This window comes from Oerskovia sp. 140933 (assembly GCF_059651515.1).
On record NZ_JAMXIO010000020.1, the window covers coordinates 35480 to 55826 of the forward strand.

A 20347-nucleotide genomic window follows, 5' to 3' on the forward strand; every position below is an offset into this window, starting at 1 on the left:
TCACTCATCGCAGGCGATAGGTCAGGTAGCGGCGCAGGGTGCTCTCCCGGTCGAGGACGTGGCGGAGCCCGCGCGTGAGGATCTCGTCGCGGCGTCCGGCTGCTCGTCGACGCGCTGCGCCGTCGGCGAGGTCGTGGTCGTCGTGCGCCCCGACGACCACGTCGAGCAGGTCTCGGTCCGCACGGGCGAGCGGGTCGGGGGCGTGCGGTGCGAGGGCGAGCCAGCCGACGGTCTCGCGCGCGAGGTGCTCTCGCTCCCCCGGACCCCAGGACGCGGGCTCGGGACGTCGCAGCGCCGCCGCGAGCAGGTGGACCCGGAGGATCTTGACCGTCAGCGCGGTCCGCTGCTCCTCGGCGACCTCGGCGAGCCAGGACCGTCCGCGCAGGTCACGGACGGGCGCCAGCTCGATCTCGAGCGGCATCGCGGTGGTCGAGGTCCGCGACGAGGCGTCAGCACCGATCACGTACGCGGGGGCTCGGGACGCGAGGTCGACCCGGTGCCCGCCCGTCCAGAGCCGGGCGCTGAGCGCCAGGTCCTCGCCCGACCGCAGTCCCGGCGTGAACCGGAGCCCGCCGTCCTCGAGCACGCGACGACGCAGCAGGCCGAGGGGCGCGGTCCGGTAGGCCAACCGGTCGCGCACCATGTCCAGGTTCGAACGCCGCCACGGCCTCACGAGGGGCGCGTGCACGGCCTCGCCCGACTGGTGCCGCAGCCGCCCCAGGACGACCGCAGCGCCACGATCCGCGAGACGGGACCATGCCGCGAGGGCGCCGGGCTCGAGGAAGTCGTCCGACCCCATCACGCCGACGAGATCGGCGGTGGCCAGGTCGAGCCCGTGGTTGAAGGGACCGGCCGGGCTGGGCACCCCGTCCGCCAGCTCCACGACGCGGACGTCGTCGCCGAGGAGGCCTGCGTCGGCCAACCGGCGCTCGATGCCCTCCGCGCCGATCCCGTGGCAGACGACGGTCGTCCGCACCGGACCGCCCCGCACGGACGCGACGGCCCTCTCGATCGGTCTCGACGTGTCGTGAACCGCCACGACGAGATCGACGGCAGGCTTCACCGCGCTTCCGTCAGGCCGGCGAGCGAGGCCTGGATCGCGAACTCGGGGATGTCCCGGACCAGCTCGTCGAACGTCCCGCGAGCCTCGATCCGTGCGTCCTTCATGAAGCAGACCTGGTCGGCGTGACGGATCGTCGAGAGCCGGTGCGCCACCGAGATCACCGTCACCTCGCCCTGCAGCTCCTGGATGGCCCGCGTGACGTCGGACTCCGTCTTGGTGTCGAGCGCGCTCGTGGCCTCGTCGAGCACGAGGACGAGCGGGTCCACGTAGAGAGCACGGGCGATGCCCAGGCGCTGGCGCTGGCCACCGGACAGCGAGATGCCGCGGTCCCCGATCCGGGCGTGGATACCCCCCTCGCGCGACTCGACGAGCTCGAGCAGCTGTGCACGACGCAACGCCTCGCGCACCCGCTCGGGGTCGGCGTCGTCACCCCAGGTGAGGGCGACGTTCTGGGCGACGCTCGCGTCGAAGAGCGAGACGTCCTGGGGAACGTAGCCCACCCGAGACCGCCAGGCGGCCAGCACGTCGACCAGGGGCCGACCGTCCAGGGCGATGGACCCGTCGGAGGGGACGAGCAGGCCGAGCAGCAGGTCCACCAACGTCGACTTGCCCGCTCCTGACGACCCGACCAGGGCGAGCGAGCTGCCGATCGGGATGGTGAGGTCCACGTCGCGGAGCGCCGGAGTCGTCGCGCCCGGGTACGTGAACGAGACGTCCCGCAGCTCGAGGACCTGGGGCTCGGCGTCGAGCGGTGCCCGACCGACGGTCTCGGCGTCCGCGACGTAACGCTCGGCGGCCGCGATGTCGGCGAGGACGGCGGTCACGTGGGGGGCCGACGACGACGTCTGCGTGATGACGGACTGGAACGCCGTGATCGAGGGAACCATGCGGAAGCCGGCGACCCCGAACAGGGCGACCGCCGCGAGAGCTCCCTCGGAACCACCGGTGAGGTAGGCGAACCCACCCACCACGACGAAGCCCCCCACGAGCGCCGACTCCAGGACGTACCGCGGGACCGCACCCAGGAAGGAGATGTTCGATCGCGCCCGCGTCGAGAACTTGCGCTCGTCGTGGACGACGCGGGCCACCTCGGTCGCCTTGTCACGGAGCGTGATCTCCTTGAGCGCGCCGACCATCTCCGTCATGAGGCTCGCGACCCGGAACGACACGTCGCGGTTGACCCGGCCCGCCTGCACCGCTCGCTTCGAGACGCCGAAGTACAGGAGGGCGCCCACCAGCCCGAGGTACAGCAGCGTGATGGCTGCGGTCGCCGGCTGGGCGACGACGAGCACCCCGAGCACCGCGACGAACGTCACGATCTGCGCCGGGAGGCTCACGACGGGCAGGAGGAAGCCCGCCGTCACGTTGGCGATGCCGACGTCGGCCAGCCGCACGAGCTGGGCCGTGCTGCGCTTGAGCCGCTCGGTCCACGGAGCCCTGATGTAGGCGTCGAACAGGCGGTCGCCGATCTCGAGCTCGTACTCGGCGAAACGGCGCGTGGCGGCCCACTGCAGCAGCACGGCGAGGACGCCCTTGAGGACGATCAGGCCCGAGGCCACGAGAAGGACCGGGACGAAACCTCCCTCGCCGACCGTGCCGACCAACGGGATCTCCATGTCCTTGCCGGAGATCATCGGGGTCAGGGTCAGCGCCAGGAGCCCGATCGCCATGATGTCCAGCAGCGCCAGCGCGCTCGTGACGATCACGTACAGCAGGAGGAATCGACGTCCTCTCGGCGGGAGCAGCGGGAGGAGATTGCGCAGAGTGCGCACGATGAGTTTCACGTACAGTCCCGTTCGCGTCGAAGGCCGGGTCCTATCTTGCCACGCGGCGTGTGCCCGACCGACCGTCCCGGGAGCGAACCCGGCTGCTAGGGTCTGCACCCGTGACCTCACGCCCGCCCCTGCCGCCGGTCCTCGAACGGATGCCGCGGGTCAGCTCGCTCACCGGGCTGCGGTGGTGGGCCGCGTTCGTCGTCTTCCTCTATCACATGGCGGTGTTCGCACCGATCCCGCTCGAACCGGTCCTGCGCTACGGCCACTACGGCGTCACGTTCTTCTTCGTCCTCTCGGGATTCGTCCTCACCTGGTCGTGGTCGCCCACGGTGGGCGCCACCACGTTCTGGTGGCGCCGGTTCGCGCGGATCTATCCGTCGCACATCGTCGCTCTCGCGCTCGCGGTCCCCGTCTTCTACAGCTTCGCCCCGGACCCCGCGCAGTGGTGGGTCAAGCCTGTCGACGTCGGGGTCCTCCTGCTGTCCGTGCTGCTGCTCCAGGGCTGGTCCCGCGATCCCGCCGTCCTGTTCTCCGGCAACCCTGCGGCCTGGACGTTGACCTGCGAGGCGTTCTTCTACGCCATGCACCCGCCGATCCAGCGGGTGCTGGCCCGATGGGGTCGTCGCGGAGCGCTGGTCCTGGCGGCCGGCACGGCAGCCCTCGCGCTCACCTACCGGCTCCTGGCCCTCACCTGGCCGACCCAGTGGTGGGCTGCCCTGCCCTGGCCGATCACCCGCCTCACCGAGTTCGTGCTCGGCATGGCGCTCGCCTGGGCCTTCCGCAAGGCATGGCGTCCGCGGGTCGCTGCCTCGGTCGGGTACCTCGCCGTCGCCGCGGTCGTGGGAGCGGTCGTCCTCGGGGTCCGTCACCCCGAGGTCCCCGGGGTCCGCCTGCTCCTGGGGTCGGCGAACGAGCTCGTCATGCTCGCCTGCGCGGTGGCCATCGTCGCCGTCGCGGCCCGTGACCTGCGCGGGGGCAGGTCGTTGCTCCGCAAGCGATGGCTCGTCACGCTCGGAGAGTGGTCCTACACCTTCTACCTCGTCCACGCGACGATCATCTACGTCCTGCTGGCCCAGTTCGGGCGCCAGGCGCTGTCGTGGAACAACCTCTGGTGGTACGCGGCGGCCTTCGTGGTGGCCCTGGCGGCCTCTGCGCTCATGCACCGACTGGTCGAGCGGCCTGCCGAGCGTCGCATGCGTGGGTGGTGGGACGCCCGCCTCGCCGCGCGGGAAGAACGCGCGGCCGCCCCGGCGCCGGTCGCCTCGCCCGAGCGCTGATCAGACCTGCGCGGGAACGCCCAGGAAGTCCGCGAGGGCGCGGGCCGACGCCCGACCGTCGTGCACGTCCCGGACGAACCCCGGCCCGCGCGCCGCCACCTCCCGCGCACCCTCACGATCCTCGAGCAACCCCAGGATCACACCCTCCAGCGTCTCGACCGTCGCCTCGACGATCGGCACCTCACCCCCCGTGACCCCGCGCACATGACCACGCACCTGCTCGTCCACGTGCGAGACCACCACGCGTCCCGCAGCCATCGCCTCGCACGCGGCGACCCCATAGCTCCCGATCCGGAACTGGTCGAGCACGATGTCCGCACCCCGATAGATGGCCGGCATCTCTGCGGAGGGGACACCGTGAACGGCGCGGTACTCGATCAACCCACGGCTCTCGAGGTCCGCCAGGACGGGCTCGATGAGCGACGTGCCCTTGATGACGCCGCTGCTCGGCACGTGGACGACGACCGGGACCGGCCGTTCCAGCGGAGGCTCGTCCGTCGCCCACACGGCAGGCTCGACGACCACGGGGAGCCAGGTCGCCCACGGTACGTCGAGCAGCAGGTCAGGGGTCGAGACGAACACGGGCAGCCCCGACGCCTCCAGACCTTCCCTGTTCCGGCGCGCGAGCGCCTCCAGGGCAGGCACGTCCTTCCACCCGTCGTCGCGGAAGGGTGACCACGGTGCCGCGGCCGCGTGCCGGCTCGGCAACCGGACCTCGCTCCCGTGGCACACCATCGCGACCGAGACGCCGTGCGAGGCCAGGTCCCGCGCCTCGGAGAACGCCGAACCGTCACCCGACCGAGGGAACAGCGGGCGACAGGCCTCGATCAGGACGTGCGAGAACCGCTCGACGGACCGCCGCTGCTCCTGCTGCCACGACCTCGACGAGGAGTACACGAACTGGGGCACCGCGTAGTCGACCGGGAACGCGAACCCCCCTGCGGGGAGGACCGCCGCCATGTTCACCGCCGCCACCCCGGGCAGCCGCTCCGCGGCACGGGCCCACCGGTATCCCTGTCCCGCGTAGTTGGCCGGGGCGATGTACAGCCGGACGTCGGCGTGGGGCACCTGCAACGGTCCAGGGCGCCGCGCGGCGGTACCGAGGACGAGGACGGCGAGATGCTCGCCGATCGCCGCTGGCAGGTGCTCCATGAGCCACGTGACCGCGCGACGGCCCCGTGCCGGCATCCTCTGGTAGAGGCCGACCGCGCCCCGGACCAGCGCGCCACGCGCGGTAGCCACGTTCACGGCGCGTCGACCTCCGTCGCGGGAACGCCGAGGAAGTCCGCGAGGGCGCGGGCCGACGCCCGACCGTCGTGCACGTCCCGGACGAACCCCGGACCACGCGCCGCCACCTCCCGCGCACCCTCACGATCCTCGAGCAACCCCAGGATCACACCCTCCAGCGTCTCGACCGTCGCCTCGACGATCGGCACCTCACCCCCCGTGACCCCCCGCACATGACCACGCACCTGCTCGTCCACGTGCGAGACCACCACGCGTCCCGCAGCCATCGCCTCGCACGCGGCGACCCCATAGCTCCCGATCCGGAACTGGTCGAGCACGATGTCCGCACCCCGATAGATGGCCGGCATCTCCTTCGACGCCACCCCGGTCACCTGCCGATAGGCGATCAGACCGCGGTCGTCCATGTCTCGCAGCACGGGTTCGATCAGAGCCGTCCCCTTGATCACGGGATGCGAGGGTACGTGGACGACGACCGGGACCGGCCGTTCCAGCGGAGGCTCGTCCGTCGCCCACACGGCAGGCTCGACGACCACGGGAAGCCAGGTCGCCCACGGTACGTCGAGCAGCAGGTCAGGGGTCGAGACGAGCACGGGCAGCCCCGACGCCTCGATACCCGCACGGTTGCGTCGCGCCTGCTCCTCGAGAAAGGCGACGTCCGGCCAGTCGGTCTCGAGGAAGGGGGACCACCGGGACGCGGCCGCGTGCCGGCTCGGCAACCGGACCTCGCTCCCGTGGCACACCATCGCTACCGAGACGCCGTGCGAGGCCAGGTCCCGCGCCTCGGAGAACGCCGAACCGTCACCCGACCGAGGGAACAGCGGGCGACAGGCCTCGATCAGGACGTGCGAGAAGCCCCGCCGGACCGCCTTGCGTTGGGTGTGCGCCCAGGTCGCCGAGGCGGAGTAGACGTCCTGCGCGACCACGTGGTCGGCCGGGAAGGCGAACGCCCCGTGCGAGACGGTCGCCATGCTCACCGCCGCCACCCCGGGCAGCCGCTCCGCGGCACGGGCCCACCGTGTCCCCTGTCCCGCGGAGTTGGCCGGGCCGACGTAGAGCCGGACGGGCGCGACGGGGGCGGCCACGGGAGGGGGCACGGCGGCCCCCACCCCCGGCAGGGACGCGGCCAGGGCCGTCTGCCACGTCGTCGGCAGACCGTCACGGAGCACCTCGATCGGGCGGCGGACGCTTCGCGGCAAGGACGCATAGCCCTGCACCATCGATTCACCGAGTGCCCGGCGCGCGCGGGCGAGCCCGGTCATGCCACAACCCCGTCGGGTACGGTGCGTCGGCCGACCGCTGCCAGCACGACGTCGGCCGCGGCCCGGCCGGTGCTCTCGGCAGAGGCGTTCTGCACGGCCCACGACGCGAGCCTGTGCCGCGTGCCGGCCGTGGGCTCCTGGCGGAGCAGCTCGATCATCTCGTCGGCCACCTCGTCGACGTCGTAGTCCGTGGACACGCCGAGGGCGTGCTGCGACAACGCCTCGCGCACCGGCCCGGGCCCCGCGAAGAGGACCGGCGTCCCCGACGCCACCCCCGCGAAGACCTTCGTCGGGAAGGCGAAGTCGTACCCCTGCTCGGGGCGCATGCTCACCAGGCAGGCCCGGGCTCCACGGAGCCACTGGGCGGCCACCGCAGGCGGGGCGACCGGCAGGAACCTGACACGTTCACCCCCGTCCGGCAAGGACGCGGCCACCTCCTGGAGCGCCTCCCAGGCGCTGCCCTGCCCGAGGAAGACCAGGTTCGCATCGGGCACGGCCGCCTGGACACGCGGCATCGCCCGGACGAAGATGTCGGCTCCCTGCCACTCCGAGGTGGTGCCGGCGTACACCGCGTAGGGGCCCGTCGGCGCGTCCTGGTGCGGCGTACCGGCATCGGTGAAGACACCTGTGTCGATTCCGTTGCGGACCACGGCCACGTCCCGCGCACCGAGCGCACGCACCCGTCCCGCCACACCGTCGTTGATCGCGATGACCCGGCGGGCGCCGGACAGGGCCCACTTCTCGAGCCGCCGGAGGACCGAGACCACGGGTCCGGAAGCCCCCGTCGACGTCGCAGCATCCGACCAGACGTCGGCCGCGTAGTAGACGTAGGGCACCCGACGGATCGCGCAGACCACGCGCGTCACGACACCCGTCGTGGGTGGCGGCTCCGCGACGACGACGTCCGGCCGCCGGCACAGGAGGAGGCGGAAGAAGAGCGGGAGGTCGAAGCTCATGTACTGGACGTACCCCCGGACGTAGCCCGTCCGGTCGCGCAGCACCGGCCAACGGCGCACCCGGGCCCCCGGCGTCGAGCGGCCGGACGCCGCCGACGAGCCCCGGTGAGGGCGGACGGTGAGGACCGTGACGTCGGCACCGCGGTCGTCCAGAGCCTTGACGAGAGCGGACAACCTGAACGAGGCGGCGGCAGGCTCCGGGGCGAAGATCCGGCTGACGACCGTGACCCGTGGCGTGCGAGCGCTCATACGAAGGGCGCCAGGTTGGGCTTGTCGGGGCTCTCCTGGATGTCGAGCTGCAACGACGAGACGAGCATCTGGACGCCCAGGACGAACGGGGTGACGGCGAGCAGCACCGTCCCGGCGGTCGCCGGCGTCGAGTTCCAGGTCGCCGCGATCGTCCAGACGCCGGCGGCGACGCCCACGAACGTCAGGAACATCCCCATGAAGAGAAGCAGGGCGACCGGGGAGAACGACCACAGGACGTAGCGGTACCACAGCCGGTACCAGTAGCCCCGGAAGAGGAGGCTCATCAGCTCGGGGACGACCTTGCCCAACCTGATGCTCGACACCTCGTTCCCGTAGACCGCAGGGATGGGCACGTCGACCGCCGAGGTACCCGCGACGTTCAGGTGGATGAGCAGGTCGTTCTCGAAGCTGTACCGCTCCGAGACGCGGTCCAGGTCGATCTTCTCGAGCACCGACGTCCGGACCGCGGTGTAGCCGTTCTGCGGGTCGAACAGGTGCCAGTACCCGGACGCGAACTTCGTCATGAACGAGAGCACGACGTTGCCGAAGACACGGTGCCGTGGCATGCCGACGTAGGAGTCGGGACGGAAGAAGCGGTTGGCCTTGGCGAACCCGAAGCCGCCCGAGGTCACCTGGTCGAGCAGGTCGGGCAGGTAGGAAGGATCCATCTGTGCGTCACCGGCCATGACGACGTCGACGTCCGCCCCCCTCTCCATGGCGGCCCGGTGCCCCGTGATGATCGCCCCGCCCACGCCCTTGTTGACCTCGTGCCTGATGAGCACGACCCGGGGGTCGTCCGACGACTTCGCCGCCTCGGACGTCCCGTCCGGGCTGCAGTCGTCGACGATCACGATGTGGTCGACGAAGTCGGGCATGGTGTCGATGACCGTACGGATCATCGACTCCTCCTTGTAGGCCGGGACCACTGCCGCGATCCTCGCTCCCTTGTACATTCTCAGTTCTCCTCGGTGGTCGGCCGGGTAGTTTCGTGGTCCGCCTCGGGAGGGGGGGCCGGGGCAGGGTCGCGGGGGGCTGCGAAGACCCAGTGGCGGTACGCGAGATAGTTCCAGAACGTCTGGGCCACCGTCACGACGATCTTGCCCGCGGCGAAGCCCCAGCCCATCCGCTCGAAGGCCTCGACGAACACGATGTTCACGAGCGAGTTGACGGCGAGAAGCATGCAGTAGCGCAGGAGGGCCCGACCGGTCGGTGTCTGACCACCGAAGGCGAACCGTCGTTGCAGAGTGAAGTTGAACGCGAAGCTTCCCCAGAACCCGCAGGCGGTCGCGAGCCACAGCGGCGCTCCGAACCCACGGTAGAACAGCGTCAGCAGCCCCAGGTCGAGGAGCAGCGCCGACCCGCCGACCAGGAGGTACCGCGTCGCGGAGTGGTCGAGGACTCGCCGCACACCGGACTGACGTGCCATCTGTTCGCATACCTCTCTATGGCTACCTTGGTCGCCCGCACCCACCGCTCCGTGCGCAACGCCCGGGCAAGAGTACTCGTTCCCTGCGGTCGTCCAAGCACCGACGTAGCCTGAAGTCGGACCGAATCGAGGAGTCTCGCATGATATCGATACCCCGTCTGCCCGCAGTGGCGACGTGCCTCACCCTGGCGCTCACGCTGGCGGTGGGCCATGCCCCGCAGGCGACGGCCGCACCCGTGTCGACGGTCGAGCGCGTCACCCTCCCCGGCACCGGGACGATCACGATCGCCGGGCGCGGGTACGGCCACGGGCGGGGCATGTCGCAGTACGGAGCCCGTGCCGCGGCCAGCCAGGGGGTGGGGTACCAGCAGATCCTCGACTTCTACTACCCGGGGACCACCTCCGTGGCCCAGGCCGACGAACCGATCCGTGTGCTGATCTCGGCGGACTCGGACAACGACGTCAGGATCCTCGCGGTCCCGGGCATGACGGCCTCGGACAGCGTCAACCGCAACACCCCGATCGGCTTCCCGGGTCAGACGGTGACCCAGTGGCGCATCACCCGCAGCGGGTCCGGGCTGTACCTCGACGGGCTCGTCGGGGGCTCCTGGAAGAGATGGTCGCAGGGGGCCTCGCCCGGCTTCCTGAGCATCGCGGCCCCGTCCGGGTTCATCCGCCTCATCGGGCCGACCGGGACGCAGAAGGACTACCGGGGAACGGTCCGGGCGGTGATCGACGGCGCCTCACCGCGGATCAGGACCGTCAACGAGGTGCGCATGGACGACTACCTGCGTTCCGTGGTCCCGGCGGAGTCGCCGTCGTCCTGGCCCGCGGACGCGCTGCGCGCCCAGAGCGTCGCCGCCCGGACCTACGCGTCCTTCGAGCGGGCGCAGGCTCCCGGGGCCGCCTGGCACACCTGCGACACGACCCAGTGCCAGGTCTACGCCGGGCACAAGTCGTTCACCTCCGCCGGCGTCCAGACGGCGCTGCACGAGGCCGCGACGACCGACGCAGCGATCACGTCGACGGCCAACCAGGTCCGCCACTCCGGCGGGCGTCCCGCCTTCACGCAGTTCAGCGCGTCGAACGGTGGCTGGACCGCCGCCGGGAGCCAGCCCTACCTCGTCGCACGAGCCGACCCGTGGGACGGTACGGGCAACCCCGTGCACCGGTGGTCGGTGAAGCTCACTGCTGCCCAGCTGCGCTCGGCGTTCCCGTCGGTCGGCACGGTGCGGAGCATCACGGTCCAGTCACGCACGGGGAACGGCGAGTGGGGCGGGCGTGTCGAGCGCGTCGTCGTCGCAGGGTCGACGGGCTCGACGACGGTCACGGGGTCCGCCTTCCGATCTGCCCTGGGTCTGCGGAGCGACTGGTGGAAGCTCACCGCGTCGTCACGGATCGACTCCGACTTCACCGCCGACGGACGCCCCGACCTCCTCGCCCAGATCCCCGGCGGCGGCCTGCGGGCCTACGAGGGCAACGGGACGGGCGGGTTCCTCCGGCAGACGACCGTGGGGTCGGGCTGGTCCGGCATGCGCCTCGTGATCCGCGCCGGCGACCTCACGGGCAGCGGCAACCCGGACGTCCTCGCGGTCAGCGCTCAGGGGACCCTGTACCGGTACCCCTCCGACGGCGCAGGCCGTTTCGGCCCTCGCTCCGTCGTCGGCCCGGGGTGGAGCTCCATGTCGACGATCCTGGCTCCGGGGGACGTCGACCGCGACGGCGACGCAGACCTCCTGGCGATCGACACCTCCGGGTCCATGTGGCTGTACCCCGGGAACGGCACGGGCGGGTTCGGGGCGAGACGCTTCGTCGGGCCGGGCTGGTCGAGCATGACCGCGGTCCTCGGCGCGGGCGACTGGAACGGTGACGGCACGGCGGACCTCCTGGCCCGGTCGCAGACCGGAGACCTCCTCCTCTACCGCGGCAACGGCACCGGCGGCTTCAGCCCGGTCCGCATCGGCAACGGCTGGAGCGGGATGCGCCTGCTCCTCCCGGTCGACGACTGGGACGGCGACGGCGTCCCGGACCTGCTCGCGTCGGACAGCACGGGCAGGATGTACCTCTACCCGTGGTCGGGAAGCTCGTTCCAGGCGCGTCGCCAGGTCGGCACGGGATGGAGCTCGATCGAACGCATCTTCTGACGCGCACCCGGCTCAGATGCACACGGCGTTCTGGTCCTCGAGGGGTGCAGGGTCGAGCGACTGCCAGATGCCGGGCACGCCGGGGCGTCTCTCCTGGGACGCCGCGGCCTCGGCGAGCAGCGTCTCGCTGCCGGGGACGCGGTCCCAGTCGATCTCGTAGACCCGCGCCACCTCGTTCTCGGCGACCTTCTCGAGGGCCTCGACCTGGTCGAGGTCCTCGAGGCCCGCCGGACGAGGGAGATAGCCCCTGACCCGTCCGTCGCTCACGTAGACGTGGGTGATGCCCAGCTCGGCCGCGGCCTGCTGCACCTCGGGGTCGGTGTCGAACTGGTTGAAACGGTTGAGCAGCAGGAGCTGACGGTCCGTCGGGACGATCTCGAAGTGCCGGATCATGGGCATCCGGTCGGCGAGGGCGAACATCCAGACCGAACCGTCGCACGCGTCGTTGAGCACCTGTCCCTCGGGCGGCACGATCGCCGTCAAGGACTCCATCATCTGCCGCTCGGCCGCCGTCACGGTGCTTCCTTCCCGGTAGCCGCGCTGCAGGGTCCAGACGTTGCGCGCGACGTCGGCGCGCACCACGAGGCTCAGCAGGAGGGCTGCCAGGACCGCCGACGCGACGACGCCCACCCTTCGGAACCTGGTCCCACGCCACGCCTGCACCACGGCGTCCGCGACCCGCTGACCGCCCATCCCGATCACGGGCACGGCGAGGAGCGTGGCGAACCCGACGAGTCGCCACGAGTCGTTGTAGACGAAGGCGGTCAACGAGGTGATGAGCTCCCCGTCCGACCCGGCGGTCATGGCCGCGACCGCGACCGCGACGAGGAAGGCGAACAGGTACCAGCGCACGCGGGCGGACCTGAGCATCGCGAAGCACCCCACGACGAGCAGGATCGCCCAGCCCCACTGCGCCATCGTGTTCCCGTGCGAGAGGAACAGGACCTCCCCGAACGCCTGCGGCACCGTCTCGTACGCGGGCCAGGTGATCTCCGACACCCGACCGGACTCCCGCAGCATCTCCAGGACGAGGGGACCTGCGAGCACCGCGGCGATCACCCCGATCGTCACGAGCCCCAGGCCACGCCGGGCGAAGGCCCGGGGTGTTGCCGGGACCGCCAGGGCGAACCACGCGACGAGCACGACGACCGCGACGACCGCGATGCTGGCGTGGGCCCCGAACAGCCCGACGGCGCCGATACCCGCCACGAGCCGCCAGCGCCACGCGAGGTGCTGGTCGGACCGGGCCGCCGCGACGACGAACGGGCCGAGCAGCGCCAGGCCCGCGACGAGAGGGATCAGCGGCCCGCGGAACAGCAGGTCGTAGGGGAAGGAGCTGAGCATGGTGGCCGCCAGCGCGGCGAGCGCGGTCGCCCCGCTGCGGCGCGTCAGGTGCCAGGTCAGCGCTGCCGCGGACAACGGGAGCTGCACCGCCACGATCATCATCTGGAACAGCCCCAGGAACTGCGGCACGGCGAGTCCCGAGCCGGGCCAGGCGAGCGCCGCGATGGCGTGGAAGGCGATCGGGTAGTTCCTGATCGGTGCGTCCTCGACGACGGTGTCGTAGTACGCGAAGTTCCCCGCGAGGGAGGTCGTCCACTCCTCGGCCTCCGCGATCAGGCGGATCATGTTGGCGTGCCACGGGATGTCCCAGTCCTGGTTCATGAGGACCAGGCCGTCGGTGCCCCGCCACCAGATCACGGCGCCGACCACGACCCCCAGGAGGACGCCGACCGCGACGACGGCGAGCGCCCTTCCTTCGAGGCGCGGTGTGCCGTCCCCTGGTTCGACGCCCGTCGTCCCCGACCCCGCGGCGGGGTCTGCCCGGTCTGCGACGGCCGGCGTCGAGCGCCGACGTCGTTCGAGAAGGAGACGCACTGCCAGCGTGATCGCCGCGAGGACGACGACGGCGACCGAGGCCCGGGCGAGGTTCCACGGCAGCCCGACGACCCCGGACCAGACGCCGACGGCAGTCAGCACCCCGACGCTGATGAGTGGTGCGACCCCGACGAGCGCGCGCCAGCCGAGGCCGAGGGCGGCCCCGACCAGGAGTCCTGGCCCCCACCAGAGCGCCAGGATCAGCGCGAGCCCAGGGATCAGTTCCATCACGTTCACCAGCGTTCCACCAGCCTTCGGACGTCAGAGCCCTCTGCGGCTCCGTGCAGTGAACGACCCTACGCGGTCCGCCCGACCGCACGAGCACGACGGGACGGGCCGTCCGGCAGCGCGGAGGCTGCGGACGACCCGTCCCGTCGACGGTCCCCCAGAGGCCGTCAGGAGGCCGTGGTCCCTGCGGGTACGCTCCCGAAGACACGGGACGACAGGAACCCCGACGCACCGTTCCCCGGGTAGAGGTAGACCTTCTGGTCGGCGCCCACCGCGAGGATGTCTGGCTTCCCGTCGCCGTCCGCGTCACCCGAGCCGACGATCGCCGAGAACGAGGCCCACCCCGTACCGATCAGTGTCGGCGCCCCGAGGGTCGCTCCCCCGTTCCCCCGACGCAGGTGCAGCCGTCCCGTCCCCCGTTCGCGCGTGACGAGGTCCGGTGCCATCGCTCCGGCCCACTGGCCGACGCTGACGATCATGTCGACCGAGGAGGCACCCGACGCGAGCTGGAGCGGCACGCCGAACCCTCCCCTGCCGTCTCCCGGGTACAACCAGATGCGACCCGTCGACCGGTTGAGCGCGACCAGGCCGGGCACGCCCGTCCCGAGCCAGTCACCGGCGGCGACGACCTGGCTCATCACGTTCCAGCCGGTGCCGATCTGCCGCCCCGCCTTGTCGAACCCGCCCCCCGACAGCCCTGCGTGGAGGTAGAGGGCTCCGTTGGTCCGTCTCGTCAGCAGGTCGGGGCGCCCGTCGCCGTTCCAGTCCCCGGGTGCGATCGCCTCGGCGACGCCGGACGAGGAGATCCCCGTCGCGACCGTCCGGTCGATGGCCCCGCTCCCCTGGTAGACGTACCGGTAGAGAGCACCACCGGCCGCGATCGCGTAGAAGTCCTGCCCGGGTCCAGCACGCCCGGCGGCCAGGACAGCGGTGAACCCCTGCCACCCCGTGCCGATGCGCGACCGACCCAGGTAGCCCCCCGCTCCGTCCCCCGCGTAGGTCCACAGGTTGCCGGCCGAGTCCCGCACGGCGAGGTCCGCGTTCCCGTCGCCGTTGAGGTCTCCTGCTCCGATGATCGCCGTCATGGCGTTCCACCCGGTACCCAGCGTGAGCACCTTGCCCGAGAACCCTCCCTTGCCGTCGCCGACGTAGGTGCGGAGGACGCCGTCCGCGCCCCTCGCGGCCAGCGCCGGGCGTCCGTCGCGCAGGTCACCCGCCATCGAGAGGGACGTCATGCCGTTCCACCCGACGCCGATCTTCCGTGCCGCGCCGAACCGCCCCTGGCCTGCCGACGGGTAGAGCCAGAGCGAACCGTCGCGGGCCTGCCTGGCCAGCAGGTCGGGCCTCCCGTCGCCGTTCCAGTCGTGCCCCCCGATGATCAGGTTCATCGTCTGCCAGCCGGTGCCGATCACCCGCTTGGCACCCCAGCCCCCGGCGGCGGTCCCGGGGTACAGCCAGAGCCGGCCGTCCGTGCCGAGCAGCATGAGGTCGGGCACCTTGTCACCGTCCCAGTCACCGGGCGCGATGGTCTTGGGGCCGGTCCACCCGCTGCCGACGAGCGCGGCGGGGCGCCACCCCGAGGCGCTCGCGGTACCGAGCGACACGCCGGCCGCTCCGCGCAGCACGAGGTCCGGTGCCGAGCCTCCGGTCAGGTCGTGCGTCGGGCCGCGGTCGAGCACGGTCCCCTGGAGCGACGTCGCCGAGGCACGGATGCTCCCGAGCAGCGGGTAGAGGTACGCCCCCGGGCAGCTCGTCTGACCGACGTCGCGGTGCCCCACGACGACCGGGCGCCGGACGCCACCGACCACCGCGGTCCCGTCGGGACGGACCCCGTGGAGGGCGAGCTTCCAGGCGACGACCCGGCTCACCGAGTTGACGGCCGCCTGCGGGACCGCGACCTCCTGGTAGTTCCCGAGCACCGAGACTCCGAAGAGCTCGGAGTTGAAGCCCACGGCGTGCGCCCCGATCACCGCCCGGTCGATCCCGCCGCTGCGGCCCTCCCAGATCCCGCCGAACTTGTCGACCAGGAAGTTGTACCCGATGTCCCCCCAACCGCGCGACGACGCGTGGTAGGTGTAGATGCCCCGCAGGATCGAGGGCACGTTCGCAGCCGTGTAGTTGTTCGACCCGGCGGTGTGGTGGATCACGGCTCCCTTGACGACGCCGATCTGGGGCGTCCACTTCATGAGCGACTCGTCGGCACCCCACTGAGCGCGCGACCGGATCGCCGGGACGGGGGCGCTCACCGCTGAGGGGAGCGCAGCCGTCGCCGACAACGCGGTCGTCGGCTCGGCGAGGTCCACCGCGGACGCGACGGACAGCGCGGACGCGTCGAGCGAGGAGACCGCGCCGGCCTCGGGGACCCCCGTCGTCGGACGGTTCGCGACGAGCTGGACGCCGCCGAGGTCGTCGACGTCGGCCGTACCGTCGGCCGTCCCACCGGCCGCGGACGCATCCGGCGCCCCGGAGGTGGTGTCGCTCCCAGGATCGATGATGACCAGCTCGGGGTTGACCGGGAGGTCGTCACCCACCCCACGGACGACCGCCTGGACCTCGTCGACGACGCCGACGAGCAGGGGCTCGGTGCCGTCGCGCGGTGCGGGCCCGTCCGTCGGGCCGGACGGCGCGGGGTCACCGGGCGCGCTCAGGCCCTCGAGCTCGAGCGGGACCCAGTCGCTCCACGTCTCGCCCTCGCGGGTACGGACCGCGACGTCGACCCCGTCCGGTGCCGTCCCTGCGTCCCAGGTGACCCCGACCGTCGCGTAGCCCGCACCCGGACCAGCGGCTGACAGCAGGGCGTCCTGGACGGCCAGAGCCCGCGCTCCGGGCGCTGCAGCCGCCGGTGGCACAGCCTGGGGCGTGCTCTCGTCGACCAGCGGGTCCGAGCTCGAGGCCGCCTGGTCGGCGATCTCGTCGGCCAGCGCGGGGTCCTCCTCCAGGGTGAACGTCGCCTCGGCCGCGGCGACGCCCGTGTCGTCGTCCACCGTGACCGCCGTGCCGACGCCCTGCTCGGTCGCCTGGACGGGCGCGACCGCAGCGACGCTGCTCAGCACGAGCACCGTCCCGAACGCCAGCCCTCTTCTGTCGCGTCGATTCCTCATGCCTGTCGCCCCTCGTCTCACGTCTTGGCGCGCACTCCGCTCACCGACCATACGTGGCCCTATGTGCGTCGGGGCGACGACAGCCCTCACGGTCCCCCGGGCGCGTCGCGACCATTCGGACGTTCCCGACGAAGAGTCAGGTGGTGACGGCGACGACCCCGGAGACGAGTCCGGCGACGAGGCCCGTGTCGGACATCACCGCCATCCCCAGCGCCACGACGGCGAGCAGCACCATCGGCCACCGGCCGAGACGCATGCCGCGCGCCAGCGCGAGCAGAGACGCCGCCCCGGCCCCGGCGAGCAGCGAACCGCTCACACCGAGGCACGCCACGAACACGGTGGCGGGCGGCAGCGACGTCCACGCGGCGTATCCCAGGTACGGGATCCAGGGGGACGACGCGAGGACGTAGAGCACGCCGAGCACGACGTGGACGGCGGGCAGGACCAGCCACCGTCGCCCGAGGACCAACCAGACCACCCCGCACACGACCAGCGCACCACCGAGCCAGGCCGGGGGCAGCCGCAGCGCGGTACCGAGCAGGACCTCGCCGGCCGCCTGTGCAGGGGTCTCGGGCGTCGCCGGGCCAGGAGCACGCGACGCCACGCCGGACAGCACGACCGCGACGGCCACGGCCAGGGCAGGTCCCGCGACCAGCTCCACGACGCGTCGGGCACCACGACGGGTCCGACCGTCGAGGAACAGCCCGACGGCCACGGGCAGGAAGGAGACGGCCACGACGTCCCGCGGCGGCAGGGTCGTCAGGGTCAGCCAGGGGTACCAACCGACCGCGAGGACCGCGAGCGTCGCCCACGCCTGGCTCCAGGGGTCGTCCCCGAGGAGTCGCCGCAGGACGAACCACTGCCCGACGGGCCAGACGAGACAGACCGACAGCGCGACGATCACGAAGGTCGACGTCGGCAGGACCACCGCACCGGAGTCCTGGGCGGCCAGGAGCCGGACGAGCTGTGCCCCTGCCGTGACGACGACAGCGAGGGGCACCAGCGCACGACGCGCCGGGTGCCCCTCGCTCAGGACGTCAGAGCTCAACCGTGACGCCACGTGCCGCCGAGTCGAGGACTGCTTCGGCCACCCTCAGCGTCCGCAGCCCCTCCTCCATCGTGACCACGTCGTCGCTGACCCCGAGCACCGCGTCGCGGAACGCCTCGTGCTCGACACGCAGCGGCTCACGCTTGGCGATCGCGTAGCGGACGATGTCGCCCTCGGAGACACCGCGGAACGCGGTGATCGACTCCCACTCGGTCGGGATGACACCGTTGGCGTAGAACGTCAGGTCGGCGCTCGCGGTGTCCGCGACGTAGGCCCCGCGCTCGCCGGTCACCATCGTGAGCCGCTCCTTCATGGGAGAGAGCCAGTTCACGATGTGGTTGACGATCACGCCGTTCTGCAGCTGTCCCGTCGCGAGGACCATGTCCTCGTGCGGGCGGCCGCTCCGGTGAGCCGTCTTCGCCGTGATCGACTGGTACGGGCTCTGCGCCACCCACGCGGTCAGGTCGATGTCGTGGGTCCCGAGGTCCTTGACCACGCCGACGTCGGCGATGCGCGCCGGGAACGGGCCCTGGCGACGGGTAGCGATCTGGTAGACCTCACCGAGCTCGCCGGCCTCCATGCGCCGACGCATCTCCTGCAGCGCAGGGTTGAAACGCTCGATGTGTCCGACGCACCCCACGAGACCGGCGTCCTTGAACGCCTGCGCGACGCGCGCGCCCGCCTCGCCGTTCTCGGCGATGGGCTTCTCGACCATGGTGTGGACCCCTGCGGCGGCGAGCGCGAGCCCGACCTCCTCGTGGAGCCGTGTCGGCACCGCGACGACCGCGATGTCGATCCGTGCGGCGATCAGCTCGTCGACGGTGCGCAGGAGCTCGAGGTCACCCGCGACGCCGTACGGGTCGCCGCCCGGGTCCGCGATCGCGACGAGGTCCACGCCGGGGAGCTCACGCAGCACGCGTGCGTGGTGGCGCCCCATCGCTCCGATGCCGATGAGTCCGGCCCTGAGGTTCGCCATCATGCACCTGCCTTGACGACGGCGTTGACGCCGGTCACGATGCGGTCGAGGTCCTCGGCCGACAGCGACGGGTGCACGGGCAGCGAGATGACCTCTGCCGCGGCCTTCTCGGTCTCCGCGAGCTCCAGGCCCGGAGCGAAGTGCTTGAGGCTCTCGAGACGGTGGTTCGGGATCGGGTAGTAGACCCCCGACCCCACGCCGTGCTCCTCGCGCAGAGCGGTCACGACCCGGTCACGGTCCTCGGAGACGCGGATCGTGTACTGGTGGTAGACGTGCACGGCGCCGTCGGCGACGCGCGGGGTGACGACCCCCTCGAGGTGCGCGTCGAGGAAGGCCGCGTTGCGCTGGCGGTCAGCGGTCCAGCCACCGACCTTGGTGAGCTGCACGCGACCGATCGCCGCGTGGACGTCGGTCATGCGGGCGTTGAAGCCCACGACCTCGTTGGCGTACTGCTTCTCCATGCCCTGGTTGCGCAGCAGGCGGACGTTGCGCGCGATCTCGTCGGTCGCGCACGAGACCATGCCGCCCTCGCCCGACGTCATGTTCTTGGTCGGGTAGAGGCTGAACATCGCGAACGCGCCGAAGCTGCCGACGGGGCGCCCGCCGAGCGAGGCCCCGTGCGCCTGGGCGGCGTCCTCGAAGAGGAGCAGGTCGTGCTCGTCCGCGATCGCCTGGAGCGCCGGCATGTCGGCGGGGTGGCCGTAGAGGTGGACCGGCATGATCGCCTTGGTCCGCTCGGTCACCGCGGCCCGGACGGCGTCAGGGGCGAGGCAGAAGTACTCGGGCTCGATGTCGGCGAAGACCGGGGTCGCCCCCGTGAGCGCGACCGAGTTCGCCGTGGCGGCGAACGTGAAGGACGGGACGATGACCTCGTCGCCGGGACCGATTCCCGCAGCCAGGAGCCCGAGGTGCAGACCCGAGGTGCCCGAGTTCACGGCGACCGAGGTGCGGCCGCCCACCAGGACGTCACCGAACTCCTTCTCGAAGGCCGCGACCTCCGGGCCCTGGGCGATCATCCCGCTGCGTAGGACACGGTCGACCGCCTCTCGCTCCTCGTCGCCGACGATCGGCTTGGCTGCTGGGATAAGCGCCTGGCTCATGGGGCCACTACCTCTCTGATGGAGTTCTCGTGCTCTTCGAAACGGGTGCCGTTCACCGGGCAGACCCAGTGGTCCCCCTGTCGTTCGAGCGGCTGACCCGCGTACCCGACCCACCCCACCTGCCGCGCCGGCACACCGACGACGATCGCGTGGGGAGGGACATCTCTGGTGACGACGGCACCGGCAGCCACGGTTGCCCAGGCTCCGACCGTCACAGGCGCCACGCAGACGGCACGTGCTCCGATGGACGCGCCCTTCTCGATCGTCACACCGACCGCGTGCCAGTCGTCAGCGCTCTTCAGCGAGCCGTCAGGATTGATAGCACGGGGGTAGGTGTCATTCGTGAGGACTGCGGCCGGGCCGATGAAGACTCCGTCAGCCAGGGTCGCCGGCTCATAGACGAGTGCGTAGTTCTGGATCTTGCAGTGTCGACCCACCTGGACTCCGGTGCCGATGTAGGCGCCTCGTCCGACCACGCATGATTCGCCCAGTCTGACGCCCTCTCGCACCTGAGCGAGATGCCAGATCTGGCTGCCCTCACCGATGCTCGCGTCGTCGGAGACATCGGCGCTGGGGGCGATGCGAATGGTCATGAAAAATCCCTTCGAGATCTCAGTAG

The 20347-nt window shown here is 71.6% G+C and carries 15 protein-coding genes; 2 read left to right on the forward strand and 13 right to left on the reverse strand.

What is annotated here, in order from left to right; all coding sequences use genetic code 11:
• Nucleotides 1-4: 4 nt before the first annotated feature.
• Nucleotides 5-1039, reverse strand: coding sequence for a glycosyltransferase (locus NHG27_RS11850; RefSeq protein ID WP_497016429.1), 1035 nt, complete (start codon nucleotides 1037-1039; stop codon nucleotides 5-7).
• Nucleotides 1040-1059: 20 nt separating this feature from the next.
• Complete coding sequence (locus tag NHG27_RS11855; protein ID WP_193718850.1) at nucleotides 1060-2847, reverse strand: ABC transporter ATP-binding protein; 1788 nt, start codon at nucleotides 2845-2847, stop codon at nucleotides 1060-1062.
• Between the two features lie 101 nt (nucleotides 2848-2948).
• Between NHG27_RS11855 and NHG27_RS11860 the strand changes: the two genes are divergently transcribed.
• Nucleotides 2949-4115: an acyltransferase family protein gene (locus NHG27_RS11860; protein ID WP_321575279.1), complete on the forward strand. Its 1167-nt coding sequence runs from the start codon at nucleotides 2949-2951 to the stop codon at nucleotides 4113-4115.
• On the opposite strand, the gene NHG27_RS11865 is transcribed toward NHG27_RS11860, so the two are convergent.
• From NHG27_RS11865 to NHG27_RS11885, 5 genes are read right to left on the reverse strand one after another with little or no spacing between them, the layout of a single operon-like run.
• On the reverse strand, nucleotides 4116-5357 hold the full coding sequence (locus tag NHG27_RS11865) for a hypothetical protein (RefSeq protein ID WP_497016430.1): 1242 nt from the start codon (nucleotides 5355-5357) through the stop codon (nucleotides 4116-4118). It lies immediately after the preceding gene.
• 2 nt (nucleotides 5358-5359) lie between these two features.
• Nucleotides 5360-6622 (reverse strand): hypothetical protein, encoded by a 1263-nt coding sequence (locus NHG27_RS11870; protein ID WP_497016431.1) that lies wholly within the window; start codon nucleotides 6620-6622, stop codon nucleotides 5360-5362.
• Nucleotides 6619-7827 (reverse strand): glycosyltransferase family 4 protein, encoded by a 1209-nt coding sequence (locus NHG27_RS11875; RefSeq protein ID WP_193718853.1) that lies wholly within the window; start codon nucleotides 7825-7827, stop codon nucleotides 6619-6621. Before NHG27_RS11875 ends, NHG27_RS11870 begins: the two co-directional genes overlap by 4 nt.
• Nucleotides 7824-8780, reverse strand: coding sequence for a glycosyltransferase family 2 protein (locus NHG27_RS11880; protein WP_193718854.1), 957 nt, complete (start codon nucleotides 8778-8780; stop codon nucleotides 7824-7826). Before NHG27_RS11880 ends, NHG27_RS11875 begins: the two co-directional genes overlap by 4 nt.
• Nucleotides 8781-8782: 2 nt before the next feature.
• Nucleotides 8783-9253 (reverse strand): GtrA family protein, encoded by a 471-nt coding sequence (locus NHG27_RS11885; protein ID WP_193718855.1) that lies wholly within the window; start codon nucleotides 9251-9253, stop codon nucleotides 8783-8785.
• 140 nt (nucleotides 9254-9393) lie between these two features.
• On the opposite strand from NHG27_RS11885, the gene NHG27_RS11890 reads away from it, so the two are divergent.
• Nucleotides 9394-11397 (forward strand): SpoIID/LytB domain-containing protein, encoded by a 2004-nt coding sequence (locus NHG27_RS11890; RefSeq protein ID WP_497016432.1) that lies wholly within the window; start codon nucleotides 9394-9396, stop codon nucleotides 11395-11397.
• Nucleotides 11398-11409: 12 nt separating this feature from the next.
• Here NHG27_RS11890 and NHG27_RS11895 read toward each other — a convergent pair whose 3' ends face one another.
• From NHG27_RS11895 to NHG27_RS11920, 6 genes are all read right to left on the reverse strand, one after another.
• Nucleotides 11410-13503 (reverse strand): DUF6541 family protein, encoded by a 2094-nt coding sequence (locus NHG27_RS11895; RefSeq protein ID WP_193718857.1) that lies wholly within the window; start codon nucleotides 13501-13503, stop codon nucleotides 11410-11412.
• 167 nt (nucleotides 13504-13670) lie between these two features.
• Nucleotides 13671-16604, reverse strand: a complete 2934-nt coding sequence (locus tag NHG27_RS11900) for an FG-GAP-like repeat-containing protein (protein WP_497016433.1) — start codon at nucleotides 16602-16604, stop codon at nucleotides 13671-13673.
• A gap of 136 nt (nucleotides 16605-16740) precedes the next feature.
• Entirely contained in the window at nucleotides 16741-17652 is a 912-nt protein-coding gene (locus NHG27_RS11905; protein ID WP_497016434.1) for a hypothetical protein, read from the reverse strand.
• A complete protein-coding gene (locus tag NHG27_RS11910) occupies nucleotides 17642-18628 on the reverse strand; it encodes a Gfo/Idh/MocA family protein (protein ID WP_193719016.1) in 987 nt (328 codons plus the stop codon). Before NHG27_RS11910 ends, NHG27_RS11905 begins: the two co-directional genes overlap by 11 nt.
• Nucleotides 18628-19728, reverse strand: a complete 1101-nt coding sequence (locus NHG27_RS11915) for a DegT/DnrJ/EryC1/StrS family aminotransferase (protein ID WP_193718860.1) — start codon at nucleotides 19726-19728, stop codon at nucleotides 18628-18630. The genes NHG27_RS11910 and NHG27_RS11915 overlap by 1 nt, the downstream gene beginning before the upstream one ends.
• Complete coding sequence (locus tag NHG27_RS11920) at nucleotides 19725-20321, reverse strand: acyltransferase (RefSeq protein ID WP_193718861.1); 597 nt, start codon at nucleotides 20319-20321, stop codon at nucleotides 19725-19727. Before NHG27_RS11920 ends, NHG27_RS11915 begins: the two co-directional genes overlap by 4 nt.
• Nucleotides 20322-20347 lie beyond the last annotated feature (26 nt).